Origin of the sequence: Nonlabens sp. (genome assembly GCF_039941875.1) — a bacterium.
In the GTDB taxonomy this organism is placed as follows: domain Bacteria; phylum Bacteroidota; class Bacteroidia; order Flavobacteriales; family Flavobacteriaceae; genus Nonlabens.
This window is the reverse complement of sequence record NZ_JBDVDQ010000004.1, coordinates 154,163-170,651: the sequence shown is the minus strand read 5'-3', so window position 1 is coordinate 170,651 and position 16,489 is coordinate 154,163. Positions and strand designations below refer to the sequence as shown.

Below are 16,489 nucleotides of genomic sequence, written 5' to 3'. Positions count from 1 at the left end.
GATAATTATTTATTTATAAATTCTTAAATTGGTCAACCAATTTTTATAGTATGTTTAAAAAGTCCCCTATGATTTCACGATATTCTCTTTTAGGGATTTTGGTTTTTACCGTATTAAGTTCATTTCAAGCACTAGCTACAGATTATACTGTAAATTCGGTAAGTCAGTTCAATGCATTGAATCTTCAACCGTGTGATGTCGTTACATGGACTGATGGTATTTATTCTAATCAAAATATAGTTTTTAATGCTTCTGGTATGCCTGGAAGCCCTATTGTTTTAAAGGCTCAATCGCCTGGTGGTGTTATTTTTAACGGTAGTTCAGAAATGAATATTTATGGGGATTATTTAATAATAGATGGTTTTTACTGGAATGGTGGAGTAGGTACTAGAAATCATGTAGAATTTAGACGCGATGGGTCGAGCAGTGATTTTGCTAACAATAGCATTATTAGAAATTGCACCTTTAATAACCTAGCGACCGCAGGAGATGAAAAAAGTCGATGGATAGTTCTTTATGGGCATGATAACACCATTGAAAATTGTACGATGATGAACAAGAACTCTACAGGTGTTTTTATTCTGGTAGAATTATCTCATCAAAATAGTGGCGTTGCAGGTCATGTTATAAAAGATAATTATTTCTATAATGTGCCTCCTAAAGATGGACGCGCAAACTCAGGCGATTCTGAAGGTATACGTATAGGGTCTAGTGGTAGGCAATTTGTTAATGCCGGTGTGTTGGTTGAGGGGAATTATTTTCAAGATGTAGATGGCGAGTCTGAAATTATATCAAATAAGAGTTTAGGAAATACGTATCGCAATAATACTTTTAGAAGCTGTCGTGGCTCATTAGTATTAAGACATGGTGCTGGAGCTCTCGTAGAAGGGAATTATTTTTTAGGTGAAAATAAATCTAGTTCTGGAGGAATTAGAGTTATAGATCAGGATCATATTATCATTAACAATTACATGCAAGGACTTAATAACTCTAGCAGTACATTTAATGGTGGTATAATTATTATGGGAGGTGATTCGGTTTCTGGAGGAACTAGCAACAGTTATCAATTTGTAAACAACGTGTTGATTGCTTTCAATACGATCTATAATTCTGACGACCCTATTTATTATAATAGTGAGAGAGCGACTACACCACCACAAGGGATTATTGCAAATAACCTCATTTATAGTACTAATGGGACTATTATATCTGGTTCTGTTGCTGCAATAGGTGGGCAAATGACGTATCAAGGAAATGTTTTTGGTGGTTCCAACATCGGAATCACTAATTCTGGAATTACAAATGCAAATGCTAACTTCAGTCCAAGTGGCGAGATTTTTAAACCAAGTACAACTGGTCAGGCAGTTGATGCCTCTTCTGGAACTTTTAATCAAGTCTCTAAAGATATAGAAGGATTTACTAGGCCGTCTACAAATAAAGATGTGGGCGCGCATGAAATAGTAGGAGCGACTGGTATGGCTACAAATCCATCTCCTATTATAGATGCTCAGGTAGGTAATGGTAAAGGATCTTGTTATATTAATGCCATAGGAACTACCGTTGCTTCAACATGTTCCCCTATTGTTACATGCGCACCTATTTCAGTAACTGGGCTGAGTGTTAATCCGACTACCGCAACGGTTCAAGAAACAGGAACTATTCAAGTGATAGCAACTGTTACTCCATCAACTGCCACAAATCAACAAGTGAATTGGTCTTCTAGTGATATCACGATAGCAATTGTGGACGCAAGCGGTGTAGTAACTGGAGTGGCAGCAGGAAACGCAACCATCACAGCTACTACAGTAGATGGTGGTTTTACGACAACATCTATGATTACGGTAACAGCGCCGTTAATGGCTCCAGATTGTACACCTGGAACTAACCTTGCGTTAAATGCTAGTGTAGATAGTTTTACAGATGAGCAAGCTGGTAATGAAGCTATAAATGTAATAGATGGAAACGATAGCAATAGATGGAGTGCGATGACATTTCCACAGTCTATGGTGATCGATTTAGGAGAAGGACTCAATGTAAGCGGTATGAATCTATTTCCATTTTCAGGACGTGATTATCAATATCTAATTGAAGGTTCTTCCACATCAGCGACTTCAGGATTTACAACCTTAGTAGATCGTCAGGCAAATACGACTGGAGGTACTTCTATAAACGACACGTTTAATCCTACTGTTGTACGTTATGTAAAATTAACAGTTACAGGAGCAGCAACCTATACAGGTCCATGGGTCTCCATATCTGATCTAGAGATTATTTGTGGTGGAGCGGTATTATCTACTACAGATGCTATTCTTGAGAAACCTCAGGTACGTATCTATCCTAATCCATTTAAAGACCAGTTTACCATATACATTCCAGATGCTTTTATCGATGAAGTTAGTTCCATAAGACTGGTTGATCTTTTAGGGAAAGTGGTTTATAAAAACGATCAAATAAATTCAAGTAATAAAATTTTAATAAGCAAATCATTGAAACTTGGAATGTATTTTATACAAGTCACAGGAAATAATAATCAAGTTTTATTTACTGATAAAGTGATCAAACAATAGTAATAAGTAACGATTTATGTAATCAAAAAAGCCTTGTAACTTAGTTAACTATAGATTTTTTGATTCCGCTTTCGCGAAAGCGAGATAGCAAATAGTTGCCCCATAAAAAAAACTATTATTTTAGAATCATGAAAAAAACAACCAGCCTTCCTATCCTTATCTTTTTATTTCTTTTTGTTTATTACATGTTTGTAATGAAATATGTTGAGGACTTCAGAATTCAGATGGCTATTTTATTAGTAGCAATAGCTGTTTTTAGCTTCTTGATTTTTAAGAAGGTTAAAAATGGCGAGATTGTAAAAAGTAGAACCTCTTGGATTATTTCTGGAGTGTTCATTTTAGGGGCTTTGGTATATGGCGGCTACATGATATTTAATGAATTGTAAATTCTTTACTAAAAGTTTTTTAAGATTATAGTAGTTTTATAAAAGCCAAGATAATTTGGGTAGCTTATAATTTAAATTTTTTATAATGAAAAAATATTATCAACGATTCTTAGTTTTAATCTTTTTTTCTTTTTCGATAATATTTTTGTACAGTTTTTCTAAAGCTCAAGCTTTAGAAAATGAAGAGATAATATTTACTGAACAAGCCTTTGTAGAAGCTGGTGGGCTAGTACATTGGTATGATGGTCATTTCACATCAACTTCTGATCTTATGTTTAGATCTGGGAAATGTGCTTTTGTGAGAGTTACAGTCTTTTACCATGAACCAGACGGAACCAAAATTATATGGACATCAGGTATATGGAGATCAGACGAATGCGATGGAATGCAACATCAAATAGGCAACGGATATAGAAATGAGTATGAGATTCCATGTAGATACGTCGAATATTTAAATGGAAATTTACAGAGTTTCTATCTCGAAATAGATGGAGATGAAGAAACTAAACCATGTTTATATGATTTCTTTATTGAACATCCAGTTGGTGAACAAGTAAATTCTGTTGTAAAGAAATCTATAACAGATATTATTGATAATCTTGATGAATAACTTGTTTCATTTTATATAAGTATTTTTAAATCCCTCTTGAAATTTCAAGAGGCATTTTAATTTATAAGCTTTCGCGAAAGCTAAAATATGATCTAATTATTCTGACTTAGATTCATTATCATCTCCACAAAGTATAGGTTTACTTCTTTTTCGCTTTTCAATTGGACTTGCTGCTCGTTTTATTTAATTCAGTGGATGTTTTATTTCATTTTCATGAAAGGTTATATTTTATAGCGTTTAACTATTATTAAGAAGCAATAACTTTGTTTAATTTCAATAAGAGATGTCACTTTTATTTCTTAAACAATACATTTACAATGAGTTAAAAAAAAATTAAAAAGATGTGGGAAGCTTGTTAATGATTAGGAAGCAAGCGTTTTTTTTCTTTATAAAAGATTTGCAAATCTATATTAGTTTATCCCCTTAAACTTGGTAAGCCGAAAATCGTTAAGAGTAGGCATTAACTTTAATTTACTTTATAATGAAAAAACATTTTAAATTTTTACCATTTTTATTATTAGGACTTTGTTTAATTTTGAATTCTTGTAGTGAGGATGAAACTCTAAATGACTTAAATCAAAACTCGGTTTATCCTGAAACTAATTTAAAATCAGAAAATGTTAGTTACTCTGAAGATGAAACTGAATTAGCTCTTGGATTGCTTTATATAATGGAAGACATCTCTTTTGATAACAGAGTCAATGATTTTGATTCAGAGGTAATGAATGAGGAGGCTAAGTCTTATTTTGAAGCAAATGAAAATCAAAATTATCAATCATTTGGAGATTTTATTGAGAGCTATGCAGGTCTTAGTTCAACAAAAAATGTGGAACTACTGAATTATATAGAGTCTAATTCAGAGCTAATAATTAATATGGAAGCTGAATATTTGTATAACCTTCTTATAAATGTTTATAACTCACCAGCGTATAATACGCGCTTTGAGACAAAAGGATTCTTTTCTAGTTTAATTAATATAGTTGCCGATGCAACTGGTACTGAAATAGGAGCCTGCGCGAGAGCAGGAATGGCATTTGTTGAAACCGTTATAAGTGGTGCAGTAATGGTAGCAACTGCTCCTACGGGCGTTGGTGCTGTAGTAGGATACGCAAATATGGCAGGGTCATATGCTGAAACCATATATTTTGCAACGCAATGTGATGGTACTTTGTAACTGTTAATTTTTATTTATTATGATGTCTTTTATAGAAATATTGCGAATAATTATGTTGCCAGTTACAATAGCTGTTCTTATTATCGATAGGAAGCAAAGAAGGAGTAAGCCTAGTGAGAAAGAGAAAAAAATAATTTTGAAAAGAATTATTGTATTGCTAGTGATTGTCACAATAATTATGCTACTATTAAATCCAGAAACATATTATGAATTAATTCAAGGCGTTATTACAATTATTTGGTTAACAGCATTAATTTGGTGGATTTCATCTAGACTTATTAAGTCAAAGAAATCATCCATTTAGAGCTTCTTGATTTTCATTGAATATCATATTGAAAAAAATACGCATGGCATATAAGACACTAACTCAATAGAGCAGTTGGTTTACTAGTATAAATAAATCAATCACACTAAAAAATCCCTCTTGAAATTTCAAGAGGGATTTTAAATTTATAATAATCTATAAGAATAATACTATCAGACTCTGAAATGAATTCAGAGTGATAGTTTTAATTTATTACTCAGACTTAGAATCATTAGCATCACGACGTGGCCTGTCGTCTTTCTTGCGGTCATCACGACGTGGACGACGGTCATTAGAACGACGGTCATCACGCTGGCGTGGTGGACGCTCTACCCAACCTTCTGGTTTAGGCATACATTCTTTACGAGAAACTTTTTGCTTCTTAGTACGTGGATCTACACCCATGTATTTTACGTCAAGAACATCTCCTACTTTAAGAACTGTAGATGGGTCTTCAATACGCTTGTAATCAAACTCACTTACGTGAAGTAATGTTTCTTTACCAGGTCTTAATTCTACTACTGCACCAAAGTCAAGCATTTTTACAACTTTTACGCTGTAAACCTCACCGACAGTCGGTTCAAAAATGATGTTTCTGATTTTTTCTAGAGCTGCCTCGATCTTAGCACGGTCTGTACCAGCTATCTCGATAACACCCATATCACCATCTTCTTTGATGTTGATTACAGTCTCAGTTTCTTTTTGCATCTCTTGGATAACTTTTCCACCAGGTCCTATTACAGCACCTATGAATTTACCTTCGATCTCTAAAGATTCCATTTTAGGAGCGTGTGACTTCACGTCTGCAGCTGGTACAGCGATAGTGTCAGTAAGTTTTCCTAATATGTGCATACGACCATCTCTAGCCTGCATTAAAGCGTTAGTAAGGATTTCATAAGAAAGACCTTTTACTTTAATATCCATTTGACATGCAGTGATACCATCTTCTGTACCAGTTACTTTAAAGTCCATATCTCCTAAGTGATCTTCATCACCTAAAATATCAGAAAGAACTGCGTATTTATCACCATCTGTGATTAATCCCATTGCGATACCAGAAACTGGTTTTTTCATAGGTAAACCTGCATCCATCATAGCCATAGTACCAGCACAAACTGTTGCCATAGAAGAAGAACCGTTAGATTCAAGTACTTCAGATACTACTCTTACTGTATAAGGAAGATCTTCTGGTAACATTCTTTTTAATGCACGTTGTGCTAGGTTACCGTGTCCTATCTCACGTCTAGACGTACCACGTAATGGGCGAGCCTCTCCTGTAGAGAATGGAGGGAAGTTATAGTGTAAGTAGAAACGCTCTTCTCCTTCTTGAGATGCCATGTCTATTACATTTGCATCTCTAGATGTACCTAGAGTTACTGTTGCTAGTGCTTGAGTTTCTCCACGAGAGAAAATAGCACTACCGTGAGTTGATGGAAGGTAATCTACCTCACACCATATATCACGTATGTCTGTAGTCTTACGACCATCTAGACGTACACCTTCGTTAAGTAGTACATCACGTACTGCTTTCTTATGTGTTTTGTTGAAATACTTAGAGATAAGATCTCCATTTTCAGCTTGATCTTCTTCAGAAAAAGTTGCTTTGATTTCTTCTTTGATTTCAGAGAATGCTGCGCTACGTTCGTGCTTTGCACTTCCTTTTTTAGCAACATCATATACTTTTTGGTAAGCAAGTTCTGCTACTTTAGCTTCTATAGTAGCGTCTTCTTTTTCACCTTCGTACTCACGTACATCTTTCTTACCTACTTGTTCAGCAAGAGCGATTTGTGCAGCACATTGATCTTTGATAGCTTCATGAGCGGCTTTGATAGCAGCGATCATTTCTTCTTCAGAAATTTCACTCATCTCACCTTCCACCATCATTACAGAGTCAGCACTAGCACCTATCATCATCTCAAGATCTGCCGCTTCTAGCTGTGCATAACTTGGGTTGATAACAAACTCACCATCCACACGCGCAACACGTACTTCAGATATAGCACATTCAAAAGGTAAATCAGATAGTTGTATTGCAGCACTTGCAGCAAGACCAGCCATCGCGTCTGGCATTACTTCTGGGTCATGAGACATTAATTGAATCATTACCTGTACTTCTGCATGGTAATCTTTAGGGAATAATGGACGTAATACACGGTCTACAAGACGCATAGTAAGTACTTCTCCATCGTTAGGACGTGCCTCACGCTTAAAGAATCCACCTGGATATTTACCGGCAGCGGCAAATTTCTCACGGTAATCTACAGTAAGTGGTAAGAAGTCTAGTCCAGTTGATTTGTAGCTGGATACTACGGTTCCTAGAAGCATTGCTTTTCCACATGTGATCACAACAGATCCATGTGCTTGTTTTGCAAGCGCTCCAGTTTCGATAGTGATGTCAGGCCCATTGGCCATTTTAATCACTTGTTTAAAAACTTGTGGTTTCATAATTATAGTTAAACATTAATCTCAAGTTGTGTGGTAGAGAAGGCGTTTACTTTGTGAGAAACCAGCTTTGATTTGCAGTGCAGTCCTTACACTGTTAAGACGCATCGCATGCATCTAGAACTGCGATTTGTATTTTTGTTACGCTTTCGCGAAAGCGTAAGTAGAATCTATCTTCTACGTTTAATAACCGCAATGTATGCGGTAAGAAATTTCTACGCATGCGATGCGCAGAAAACAAAAAAGGGGACGCAAGGTCCCCAATTTATTATTTTCTAATACCTAAGTCTTTAATCAACTCACGGTAAGCAACGATATCTTTTCTCATCTTGTAATCAAGAAGTGAACGACGCTTTCCTACTAGTTTTACTAGACTACGCTCTGTGTTATAGTCATGACGGTTTTTCTTAAGGTGTCCCGTTAAGTAGTTAATGCGGTAAGTGAATAACGCGATTTGTGCGTCTGTGTTACCTGTGTCGTTTGCGTCTTTTCCGTACTTTGCGAAAATCTCTGCTTTTTTTTCTGGTGCTAAATACATGCCAAAATTATTTGATAATGAATATTATGTATGTCAGTCTATCTGACGGTGCCGCGAGATTCATTCTCTTAGCGTTTGCAAAAATACGATTAATTAATAATATGCGATCATTTATATCTTTATTTTCTAGATAACTATATTTAAGGTTGAAAAATACAACGTTAAATTAATGATAGCTGTCATAAAACCGTGATCTCTTTATCTTAATATTGTAATCATAAATCATTTCTTTTGAATACAAATAACTCTAATTGTCTTATCATTTTTACTCGCAATCCTGAAATAGGAAAGGGTAAACGCCGTCTTGCCGCTACGGTAGGAGATCAAGTTGCATTTGATATTTATAAATTTTTACTGGCTCACACCAGAGAAATTACGGTAGACCTTAACGCTACTAAACAAGTCTGGTATAGTGAGCGTGTTCATGAAAACGATTCTTGGGATAATAAGGTGTATGATAAACATGTGCAAAATGGTGAAGATCTCGGCCTGCGTATGGAAAATGCTTTTCAAAAAGCATTTAAAAATCATGACCATGTTATTATCATTGGGTCTGATATGCATGATATGAGTCAGGCAGATTTAGAACATGCTTTTAATCAGTTAAAAACTAAGGATGCTGTAATAGGCCCTGCCGAAGATGGAGGTTATTACCTTCTAGGGTTTACTAAAAAACTAGTTGATGGAGTTTTTGAAGATAAAGAATGGGGAACTGAAACGGTTTTAGAAAAAACACTTAGTAATCTAAAAAATGTAAATTATGCTATGCTGGAAGAGCGTAATGATGTAGATTATTATGAAGATATAAAAGACATTCCAGCATTTCAACCTTTTTTAAAAAACATATGATGCTTAGTAAAAAACAACTCACACAGTCTATAGAATATTTACAATCTCAGGGTTTTGAAGCTCCTGAGGTAGGAATCGTTCTTGGGACTGGTCTAGGTAAACTAGTAGACAGTATAGAAAATCAAAAAGTAGCACACTATAATCAGATACCTTCTTTTCCACTGGCGACGGTAGAATTTCATTCTGGTAAATTAATTTATGGAGATTTAGGTGGTAAAAAAGTAGTGGTCATGCAAGGTCGTTTTCATTTGTATGAAGGTTATGATTTTATTGATATAACCTATCCGGTAAGAGTAATGCATGGTTTGGGAATTAAAAACTTATTAGTTTCTAACGCTGCAGGTGCTGTTAATCTAGATATGAAAAAAGGTGATTTAATGCTTATCGATGACCATATCAACTTGCAAGGTGGTAGTCCACTTGCGTTTAAAGGTGTAAGTGAATTTGGCGAGCGATTCACAGATATGAGTGCTCCCTATGATAAGGAGATGAATGATAAATTAAAATCGCTTGCAGCATCTCAAAATATTTCTCTTAAAGAAGGTGTTTATGCTAGTGTAGTAGGACCGCAACTAGAAACTAGAGCAGAATATAGAATGCTCAAACTATTAGGAGCAGATGCCGTTGGTATGAGTACGGTTCCAGAAATTATTGTTGCAAATCATTTAAACTTGCCAGTAAGTGCTATATCAGTATTAACTGACGAGTGTGATCCTGATAACCTTGAGCCAGTAGACATTGCAGATATTATCGCAATAGCTGGTACGGCAGAACCTAAGATGGTTGCCTTATTTAAAGGTTTGATAGAATTGATCTAATGATATCTATATCAATTGTTATATTGATGTGATACTATCCTATTACTTTTACAATGAATTAAAAAGCGGAATCTTGTTTCCGCTTTTTTGTTCTTTAAATCTAAGGTAGAATTGTTGTGCTTGCAGCAACACTAAGTTTTGATATTATGAAATACATAGTTGTAGTGTTATTAGTTTTATTAACGGCATCTTGTGTGGGTGGTGGAGATCTTTATTACCAGACTTTACAAAAAGATCAAGAAATACCATCTGAAAAAGGTCAGCTAGATCATAGCAAATGGGACGCAATTCTCAAAGAATATGTAGATGACGAGGGATTTGTAGATTATGCAGGTCTTAAAGAAGAACAGGCAGAATTAAAAGAATATTTAAATTACTTAAACGTAAATGCTCCTCAAAAATCATGGGGTATTAATGAGCAATTTGCTTATTACATCAATTTATATAATGCAAATACAGTAGATCTTATTCTTATGAATGATATGCCTACTAGTATTAAAGATATAGATGGACCTTTGGGTCAGGTGTGGTTAAAGAAGTTTGCTCAAGTAGGTAATAAAGAATATTCTCTCGCAGCAATAGAAAAAAATGTCCTTCAAAAAATGGGAGATGCCCGCATACATTTTGCTATTAATTGTGCTAGTTTCTCATGTCCTAAATTACAGAATACAGCTTTTACAGCAGCTAATGTGGATGCGCTTATGGATAAAAGTGCAAAAGAATTTGTAAATTCAGATAAGAATGACCTTAGTGATCCACAAAATCCTAAATTGAGTTCTATTTTTGATTTTTACCCAGCAGACTTTACTCAAAACGGTATGACCCTTGCACAGTTTATTAATCAATATGCTGACACACAGATAGCAGAAAAAGACTCTTATTCTTATAAGGATTATGACTGGTCACTAAATAGTCAGAAATAAAAACCGAACCTAGTTTGCTTACGTACATGTGACCATATGATCAGTATTATTATTCCGGTTCTTAATGAAGAATCTTCAATTATAAAATTATTAAACCACCTCTATGACTATGCAAATAATGCTAGTTTATTAGAAGTGATTATTGTAGATGGTGGTAGCAAGGATGCTACTGTAAAGTTAGTAAATGATTTTGCTCTTACTAATCCAGAAATGTCTGTTCAATTAATTACCTCAGAAAAAGGACGTGGTAAGCAATTACATAATGGCTCAAAAGTAGCTACAGGAGAAATTCTCTATTTTCTCCATGCAGATTCTTATCCGCCTAAGGATTATGATTTGTTAATTATAAATGCGGTTAGAAATCACCATCCTGCTGGTTGCTTCAGGATGAAGTTTAAAAGCTCTCATCCTTGGTTAATTATCATAGGATGGTTTACAAGATTCTCATGGAAAGCAAGTCGCGGTGGTGATCAATCTCAATATATTACACGAGAGCTTTATGACCAGATAGGTGGTTATAATACCAGCATTCCTATTTATGAAGATTATGATCTTATTACAAGATTGTATGAAATAGATCAATATTATGTAATCCCAAAATGGTTAAAAACCAGTGCGAGACGCTATCATGAAAAAGGCGTGCTCAAACTTCAGTGGTTTTATTTAACCATCTATTGGAGAAAATATCGAGGTGCAACTATTGACGAGTTGTATGAATATTATTTGAGTAAATGTGATTGATGCTATTACTCTGCAGTGAGTTCAGTGAACATAGCTTCTAGATTTTTGTTCTTTTTATTCAGCGATAGAATTTTTAATCCATTATCATGGGCAAAATCAAAAACCGTACTGCGCATATCTTCCTTAGTCTCAAATTTGAGACTGTAGTTAAAACCCTGTAGTTGTTTTACTTCTCGTACTCTATTTATTTGATTAAGTAATTCTGGCTCTACTCGGTAATCAAATTCTACTTCAATAACCTGAATTGCATCGCTATTAAGATTTTCAAGATAATCGTCTGCGACTATTTTACCTTTATTAATGATAATCACACGATCACACATAGCTTCTACCTCTTGCATGATGTGCGTGGAGAGAAGAATGGTAGTGTTTTCTCCTACTTTTTTAATTAATTGACGTATTTCTACTAGTTGATTTGGGTCTAGACCTGTGGTAGGTTCGTCTAGAATTAAAACTTTAGGACGGTGCAGTAACGCATTAGCAAGTCCTACACGTTGTTTGTAACCCTTAGAAAGTTCGTTTATTTTTTTACCTACGTGGGACGTTAATCCTGTTTCTTCAATAACCTCGTTAATTCTATTTTTAGAATCGGTGATGTTATAAACTCCAGCACTAAAAGAAAGATATTCCTTCACATACATATCTGGATATAAAGGATTGTTCTCTGGTAAGTAGCCTATTGATTTTTGCACCTCACGTTGTTCTTCTACAACATCATGTCCGTTAACTATCGCATTTCCTTCATTTGCATTAAGATAGGTGGTAAGAATGCGCATCATGGTAGATTTTCCAGCGCCATTAGGGCCTAGAAACCCAACTATTTCACCACTATTAATGGTGAAACTTACTTCATCGAGAGCTTTTTGCTGCCCGTAATATTTAGATACTTTACTTACTTCTATAGACATAAGGTAAAGATAAGAAATGTAAAGCTTAGAAGATTGTTTTTTATCTCGCTTTCGCGAAAGCGAGAACATTACAATTACCCTACTACAACGATAGAGTAGTAAATATTCCTTAAAAGTTCTTGAAAACTAATGGATTTATAAAAATCTATTTTACATTAGCTGCTTATTATGATGACAAATATTTATTTCTGGTATGGATTTTACTTCTATTTTATAGAGGGAAAGGCTGTATTGTAATAATTAAACAATTTATATAACAACAAAGCCTTGATCTAATCAAGGCTTTTTTTTTACTCAAAAATGAAAGTAGCTATTCAAGGTATTAAAGGTTCTTATCACCATCAGGTGGCTGTCGAGCTATGTGGTGATGTGGATTTATTAGAATGTGATTCATTTGACCAACTAGTGATAGCTGTTTCAAACGGTAAGGTGGATAAAGGCATTATGGCTATAGGTAATTCTATAGCCGGTAGCATATTGCCTAATTATAGCTTGATTAGAGAGCAAAAACTGCATATTACAGGAGAGTATTATTTAAATATAGAGCACCAGTTAATGGCGCTGGCAGGTCAGGATATAACAGATATAATAGAAGTACAGTCACATCCTATGGCGTTGTTGCAATGCAAACCGTATTTTAGAAATCACGAACAAATCAAACTAGTTGAAACAGATGATACTGCAGCAGCTGCTTATAGAATTGCCCAAAGTAATAAACGTGGTATTGCAGCAATAGCGTCTGCACATGCAGCACAATTATATGGATTAGAGATTATATCAGGAGATATTCAAGAGGTTAAGAAAAACGCAACCAGATTTGTGATCGTAGAGAAATCAAATGGTTTTGTAAAAGAAGTAAATAAAGCGACTATTAATTTTACTGCTGGACACCAGCCAGGTAGCCTTGGAGAAATATTAATCACTTTAGGTAAACTAGGTATTAATGTTTCAAAAATTCAATCCATACCTATTGTAGAAAAACCGTTCTTATTTTCTTTTGTCGCAGATCTTGAGTTTAAGAGAATAGGCCAGTTCGAAGAAGCAAAATTAGAGCTAGGTATTCTAGTAGAATCACTAGTTGTTTTAGGAATATATAAATCACACTCGCTATGATACAACCAGCAAAGAGACTCGATAGCGTCCAAGAATATTATTTTGCGACAAAGTTGCGCGAGGTAAGAGGTTTAATTAATAATGGTAAGCCTGTTATAAATGCAGGTATAGGCAGTCCAGACTTACTGCCGCCGCCTAATGTGGTGCCAGCGCTTATAGAAGCAGTACAAGACGCCAGAGCACATGGTTACCAAAGCTATTTAGGATTGCCAGAATTGAGAAAGGCAATAGCCGGCTTTTATAAAAAGCAATATCAAGTATCAATAAATCTAGAGACTGAGGTAATTCCTTTAATGGGAAGTAAAGAAGGGATTCTGCATATTTCTATGGCTTTTTTAAATCAAGGAGATGAGGTTTTAATTCCAGACCCTGGTTACCCTACGTATGCAAGTGCGACTAGATTATGTGAGGCAACTGCTGTAACTTATAATTTAACAGCATCTCAAAACTGGATGCCAGATTTTGAAGCGTTAGAAAAACTAGATCTTTCTAGAGTAAAGATCATGTGGACTAACTACCCTCATATGCCTACAGGTGCTGCTGGGTCGTTAACTGTTTTTGAAAAATTAGTAGCATTTGCAAAAAAGTATAACATTCTAATAGTAAATGATAATCCATACAGCTGTATAGGTTATGAAAATAAAATAAGTATCCATCAGATACATGGTGCTATGGACGTTGCTCTGGAGTTGAACTCTATTAGCAAAACGTATAACATGCCCGGCTGGAGAGTAGGTATGCTTACCGGTGCTGCTGGTTTACTTAAAGAGGTACTTAAAGTAAAGACTAACATGGATAGCGGTATGTTTTATGGTGTGCAAAAAGGAGCAATTGCTGCATTGCAAACAGATAACAGCTGGTTAAATACTCAAAATGAGATTTATAAAAAGCGTAGAGCTGCAACCATTAAACTTGCAACAAGTTTAAACTTAATGCCGCAAGAGCAAGATGGCGGTTTGTTTTTATGGTGTAAACTACCAGATGGACAGTCAGATGATAAGGCATTTGTAGACCATTTATTACATAATAATGATATCTTCATCGCTCCAGGAAGTATTTTTGGTAAAAACGGAATAGGTTATGTGCGTTTTTCTCTTTGTGTAGAAGAAAAGCAAGTAGAAGAAATGATTTTAAGAGTGACTAATACTGTAGAGAGATGAAAAATATATTTCTGATAGGGACAGGTTTAATAGGTGGTTCAATCTTAAAAGATTTGCGCAACCATTACCCAGAATCTACATTATACGGTATTGATAAAAATGAGGAACATGCTTTAAAGGCAAAGAGCAACAAGATTATCGATCACGTTGCACAGTTAGAAGATGTTAAAGATGCACAGTTAGTCATCGTTTCTATACCGGTAGATGTGGCACTAGAAGTTTTACCTCAAGTACTCGATCTAGTAAATGAAGATGCGCTGGTTATAGATGTAGGATCTACTAAGGAGGCTATTTGTAAAACGGTAGAAGGGCATAAGAATAGAAGGCAGTTTCTAGCCGCGCATCCTATTGCCGGCACCGAGTTCTCTGGGCCAGATGCAGCGATCCATAATTTGTTTAAGAGCAAAACCATGATAGTTTGTGAGGTAGAAAAAACGGCTTTTAAGTTGCAAGAAATGGCAATTGAGCTTTTTGAAAAGTTAAAGATGCGTGTGCGCTACATGACGCCCGCGGCACATGATAAACATATTGCTTATGTTTCTCATTTATCACATATCTCTAGCTTTATGTTAGGGAAAACAGTGATACAAGAAGAGGTGAATGAACGCGATATCTTTGATCTTGCTGGTAGTGGTTTTGAGAGTACGGTACGATTAGCAAAAAGTTCTCCGGCCATGTGGACACCTATCTTCGCACAAAATAAAGAACACGTTCTAGCTAGTCTAGATGGATATATTGAGAATTTATCTCGCTTTCGCGAAAGCGTAAAAAACAACGATCACAACGCCATATTTAAAGATATGGAACAAACAAATAGAATAAAAACGATACTGAAAGGAATAGAAAATGGAAAATAAAAAAGAATTCAGGAGTTGGTTAGACGCTCACAAATTAGAGCATCCGATAGTAATCGCTGGGCCATGTAGCGCAGAGACAGAAGAGCAAGTGCTTAAAATTGCACACGAGTTAAAAGATACTGATGTGACTTATTTGCGTGCCGGTATATGGAAACCTAGAACACGTCCAGGTAACTTTGAAGGTGTAGGAGCGATAGGTCTTAAATGGTTGCAAAAAGCCAAAGCGGAAACGGGACTTTTAACAGCTACCGAGGTGGCAAATCGCGCACACGTAGAGCTAGCGCTAGAACATGATATTGATTTATTATGGATAGGAGCACGATCTACGGTAAGTCCTTTTATAGTTCAAGAAATAGCAGATGCTCTTGAGGGAACGGATAAAGTGGTACTTGTTAAGAATCCAGTAAATCCAGATCTAGCCTTATGGATAGGTGCTGTGGAGCGCTTTCATACAGCAAATATTAAAAACCTAGGTGTTATTCATAGAGGTTTTTCTACTTATGATAAGTCAAAGTACCGTAATAATCCAGAATGGCAAATAGCTGTGGACTTCCAGACTCGTTATCCTGATATTCCTTTAATATGTGATCCATCTCACATTACTGGAAAAAGAGATATGATATTAGAAGTATCGCAAACGGCGCTAGATTTAAACTTTGACGGTTTAATGATAGAGACGCACTATGATCCAGATAATGCATGGAGTGATGCTGCACAGCAGGTAACACCAGATTCTCTTATCCAGATTTTTAAAGATTTGCGTATAAGAAAAGAGCAAGATGATGAGGTAGGTTACCAGTCTAAGTTAGGTGTTCTTAGAGCTCAAATAGACATTATAGATAATTCTATTATTGAGACATTAGGTAAAAGAATGAAAACTGCCGATGCTATAGGAGCGCTTAAAAAAGAACGTAACGTTGCTGTTTTACAATCTAAAAGATGGAATGAGATTTTAGGTAAAATGATTCTAGCTGGTGAAGAGCAAGGATTAAGTGAAGAGTTTATTCTACGTGTTTTTAAAGCAGTGCACCAAGAATCTATCGTGCATCAAGAAAAAGTGATTAATAATTAAATCACCATATTCATAAGGGCAGATTAA

16 protein-coding genes are annotated in these 16,489 nt (G+C 35.4%); 12 read left to right on the top strand and 4 right to left on the bottom strand.

Annotated features, from left to right (window positions below; all coding sequences use genetic code 11):
• Positions 1–68 precede the first annotated feature (68 nt).
• From ABJF08_RS03830 to ABJF08_RS03815, 4 genes are all read left to right on the top strand, one after another.
• Entirely contained in the window at positions 69–2,567 is a 2,499-nt protein-coding gene (locus ABJF08_RS03830; protein WP_348114722.1) for a chondroitinase-B domain-containing protein, read from the top strand.
• A 128-nt stretch (positions 2,568–2,695) separates the two neighbouring features.
• Positions 2,696–2,953 (top strand): hypothetical protein, encoded by a 258-nt coding sequence (locus ABJF08_RS03825; protein WP_348114721.1) that lies wholly within the window; start codon positions 2,696–2,698, stop codon positions 2,951–2,953.
• 85 nt (positions 2,954–3,038) lie between these two features.
• Entirely contained in the window at positions 3,039–3,563 is a 525-nt protein-coding gene (locus tag ABJF08_RS03820) for a hypothetical protein (RefSeq protein ID WP_348114719.1), read from the top strand.
• A gap of 481 nt (positions 3,564–4,044) precedes the next feature.
• On the top strand, positions 4,045–4,737 hold the full coding sequence (locus tag ABJF08_RS03815; protein ID WP_348114718.1) for a hypothetical protein: 693 nt from the start codon (positions 4,045–4,047) through the stop codon (positions 4,735–4,737).
• Between the two features lie 517 nt (positions 4,738–5,254).
• On the opposite strand, the gene ABJF08_RS03810 is transcribed toward ABJF08_RS03815, so the two are convergent.
• The 3 genes from ABJF08_RS03810 to rpsO form a co-directional block, all read right to left on the bottom strand.
• Entirely contained in the window at positions 5,255–7,486 is a 2,232-nt protein-coding gene (locus tag ABJF08_RS03810) for a polyribonucleotide nucleotidyltransferase (protein WP_348114717.1), read from the bottom strand.
• Positions 7,487–7,580: 94 nt separating this feature from the next.
• Positions 7,581–7,706: a hypothetical protein gene (locus tag ABJF08_RS03805; RefSeq protein WP_348114716.1), complete on the bottom strand. Its 126-nt coding sequence runs from the start codon at positions 7,704–7,706 to the stop codon at positions 7,581–7,583.
• Between the two features lie 45 nt (positions 7,707–7,751).
• Positions 7,752–8,021: a 30S ribosomal protein S15 gene (gene rpsO / locus ABJF08_RS03800; RefSeq protein ID WP_104514560.1), complete on the bottom strand. Its 270-nt coding sequence runs from the start codon at positions 8,019–8,021 to the stop codon at positions 7,752–7,754.
• A 231-nt stretch (positions 8,022–8,252) separates the two neighbouring features.
• On the opposite strand from rpsO, the gene ABJF08_RS03795 reads away from it, so the two are divergent.
• The 4 genes from ABJF08_RS03795 (at position 8,253) to ABJF08_RS03780 (ending at position 11,352) form a co-directional block, all read left to right on the top strand.
• A complete protein-coding gene (locus ABJF08_RS03795; protein WP_348114715.1) occupies positions 8,253–8,870 on the top strand; it encodes a TIGR04282 family arsenosugar biosynthesis glycosyltransferase in 618 nt (205 codons plus the stop codon).
• The gene (locus tag ABJF08_RS03790; protein WP_348114714.1) at positions 8,867–9,688 is read left to right on the top strand and encodes a purine-nucleoside phosphorylase; all 822 of its coding nucleotides are present in this window, start codon (positions 8,867–8,869) and stop codon (positions 9,686–9,688) included. Before ABJF08_RS03795 ends, ABJF08_RS03790 begins: the two co-directional genes overlap by 4 nt.
• Before the next feature lie 146 nt (positions 9,689–9,834).
• A complete protein-coding gene (locus ABJF08_RS03785) occupies positions 9,835–10,611 on the top strand; it encodes a DUF547 domain-containing protein (RefSeq protein ID WP_348114713.1) in 777 nt (258 codons plus the stop codon).
• 36 nt (positions 10,612–10,647) lie between these two features.
• A complete protein-coding gene (locus tag ABJF08_RS03780) occupies positions 10,648–11,352 on the top strand; it encodes a TIGR04283 family arsenosugar biosynthesis glycosyltransferase (protein ID WP_348114712.1) in 705 nt (234 codons plus the stop codon).
• 5 nt (positions 11,353–11,357) lie between these two features.
• On the opposite strand, the gene gldA is transcribed toward ABJF08_RS03780, so the two are convergent.
• Positions 11,358–12,260, bottom strand: a complete 903-nt coding sequence (gene gldA / locus ABJF08_RS03775; protein ID WP_348114711.1) for a gliding motility-associated ABC transporter ATP-binding subunit GldA — start codon at positions 12,258–12,260, stop codon at positions 11,358–11,360.
• Positions 12,261–12,560: 300 nt separating this feature from the next.
• Here gldA and ABJF08_RS03770 point away from each other — a divergent pair, with 300 nt between their 5' ends.
• The 4 genes from ABJF08_RS03770 to ABJF08_RS03755 are packed head-to-tail and all read left to right on the top strand — an operon-like array spanning position 12,561 to position 16,462.
• Positions 12,561–13,373, top strand: coding sequence for a prephenate dehydratase domain-containing protein (locus ABJF08_RS03770; protein WP_348114710.1), 813 nt, complete (start codon positions 12,561–12,563; stop codon positions 13,371–13,373).
• Positions 13,370–14,533, top strand: a complete 1,164-nt coding sequence (locus ABJF08_RS03765) for an aminotransferase class I/II-fold pyridoxal phosphate-dependent enzyme (RefSeq protein WP_348114709.1) — start codon at positions 13,370–13,372, stop codon at positions 14,531–14,533. The genes ABJF08_RS03770 and ABJF08_RS03765 overlap by 4 nt, the downstream gene beginning before the upstream one ends.
• Positions 14,530–15,390 carry a prephenate dehydrogenase gene (locus tag ABJF08_RS03760; RefSeq protein ID WP_348114708.1) on the top strand — a complete coding sequence of 287 codons (861 nt, stop codon included), beginning with the start codon at positions 14,530–14,532 and terminating at the stop codon, positions 15,388–15,390. The genes ABJF08_RS03765 and ABJF08_RS03760 overlap by 4 nt, the downstream gene beginning before the upstream one ends.
• Positions 15,380–16,462, top strand: a complete 1,083-nt coding sequence (locus ABJF08_RS03755; RefSeq protein ID WP_348114707.1) for a bifunctional 3-deoxy-7-phosphoheptulonate synthase/chorismate mutase type II — start codon at positions 15,380–15,382, stop codon at positions 16,460–16,462. Before ABJF08_RS03760 ends, ABJF08_RS03755 begins: the two co-directional genes overlap by 11 nt.
• The last annotated feature ends 27 nt before the right edge of the window (positions 16,463–16,489 follow it).

Coding starts and splice junctions, on each gene's coding strand:
- ABJF08_RS03830 (WP_348114722.1), top strand. CDS start 69: ATGATTTCACGATATTCTCTTTTAGGGATTTTGGTTTTTACCGTATTA.
- ABJF08_RS03790 (WP_348114714.1), top strand. CDS start 8,867: ATGATGCTTAGTAAAAAACAACTCACACAGTCTATAGAATATTTACAA.
- ABJF08_RS03785 (WP_348114713.1), top strand. CDS start 9,835: ATGAAATACATAGTTGTAGTGTTATTAGTTTTATTAACGGCATCTTGT.
- ABJF08_RS03770 (WP_348114710.1), top strand. CDS start 12,561: ATGAAAGTAGCTATTCAAGGTATTAAAGGTTCTTATCACCATCAGGTG.
- ABJF08_RS03815 (WP_348114718.1), top strand. CDS start 4,045: ATGAAAAAACATTTTAAATTTTTACCATTTTTATTATTAGGACTTTGT.
- ABJF08_RS03810 (WP_348114717.1), bottom strand. CDS start 7,486: ATGAAACCACAAGTTTTTAAACAAGTGATTAAAATGGCCAATGGGCCT.
- rpsO (WP_104514560.1), bottom strand. CDS start 8,021: ATGTATTTAGCACCAGAAAAAAAAGCAGAGATTTTCGCAAAGTACGGA.
- ABJF08_RS03825 (WP_348114721.1), top strand. CDS start 2,696: ATGAAAAAAACAACCAGCCTTCCTATCCTTATCTTTTTATTTCTTTTT.
- ABJF08_RS03760 (WP_348114708.1), top strand. CDS start 14,530: ATGAAAAATATATTTCTGATAGGGACAGGTTTAATAGGTGGTTCAATC.
- ABJF08_RS03765 (WP_348114709.1), top strand. CDS start 13,370: ATGATACAACCAGCAAAGAGACTCGATAGCGTCCAAGAATATTATTTT.
- gldA (WP_348114711.1), bottom strand. CDS start 12,260: ATGTCTATAGAAGTAAGTAAAGTATCTAAATATTACGGGCAGCAAAAA.
- ABJF08_RS03820 (WP_348114719.1), top strand. CDS start 3,039: ATGAAAAAATATTATCAACGATTCTTAGTTTTAATCTTTTTTTCTTTT.
- ABJF08_RS03805 (WP_348114716.1), bottom strand. CDS start 7,706: ATGCGTAGAAATTTCTTACCGCATACATTGCGGTTATTAAACGTAGAA.
- ABJF08_RS03755 (WP_348114707.1), top strand. CDS start 15,380: ATGGAAAATAAAAAAGAATTCAGGAGTTGGTTAGACGCTCACAAATTA.
- ABJF08_RS03780 (WP_348114712.1), top strand. CDS start 10,648: ATGATCAGTATTATTATTCCGGTTCTTAATGAAGAATCTTCAATTATA.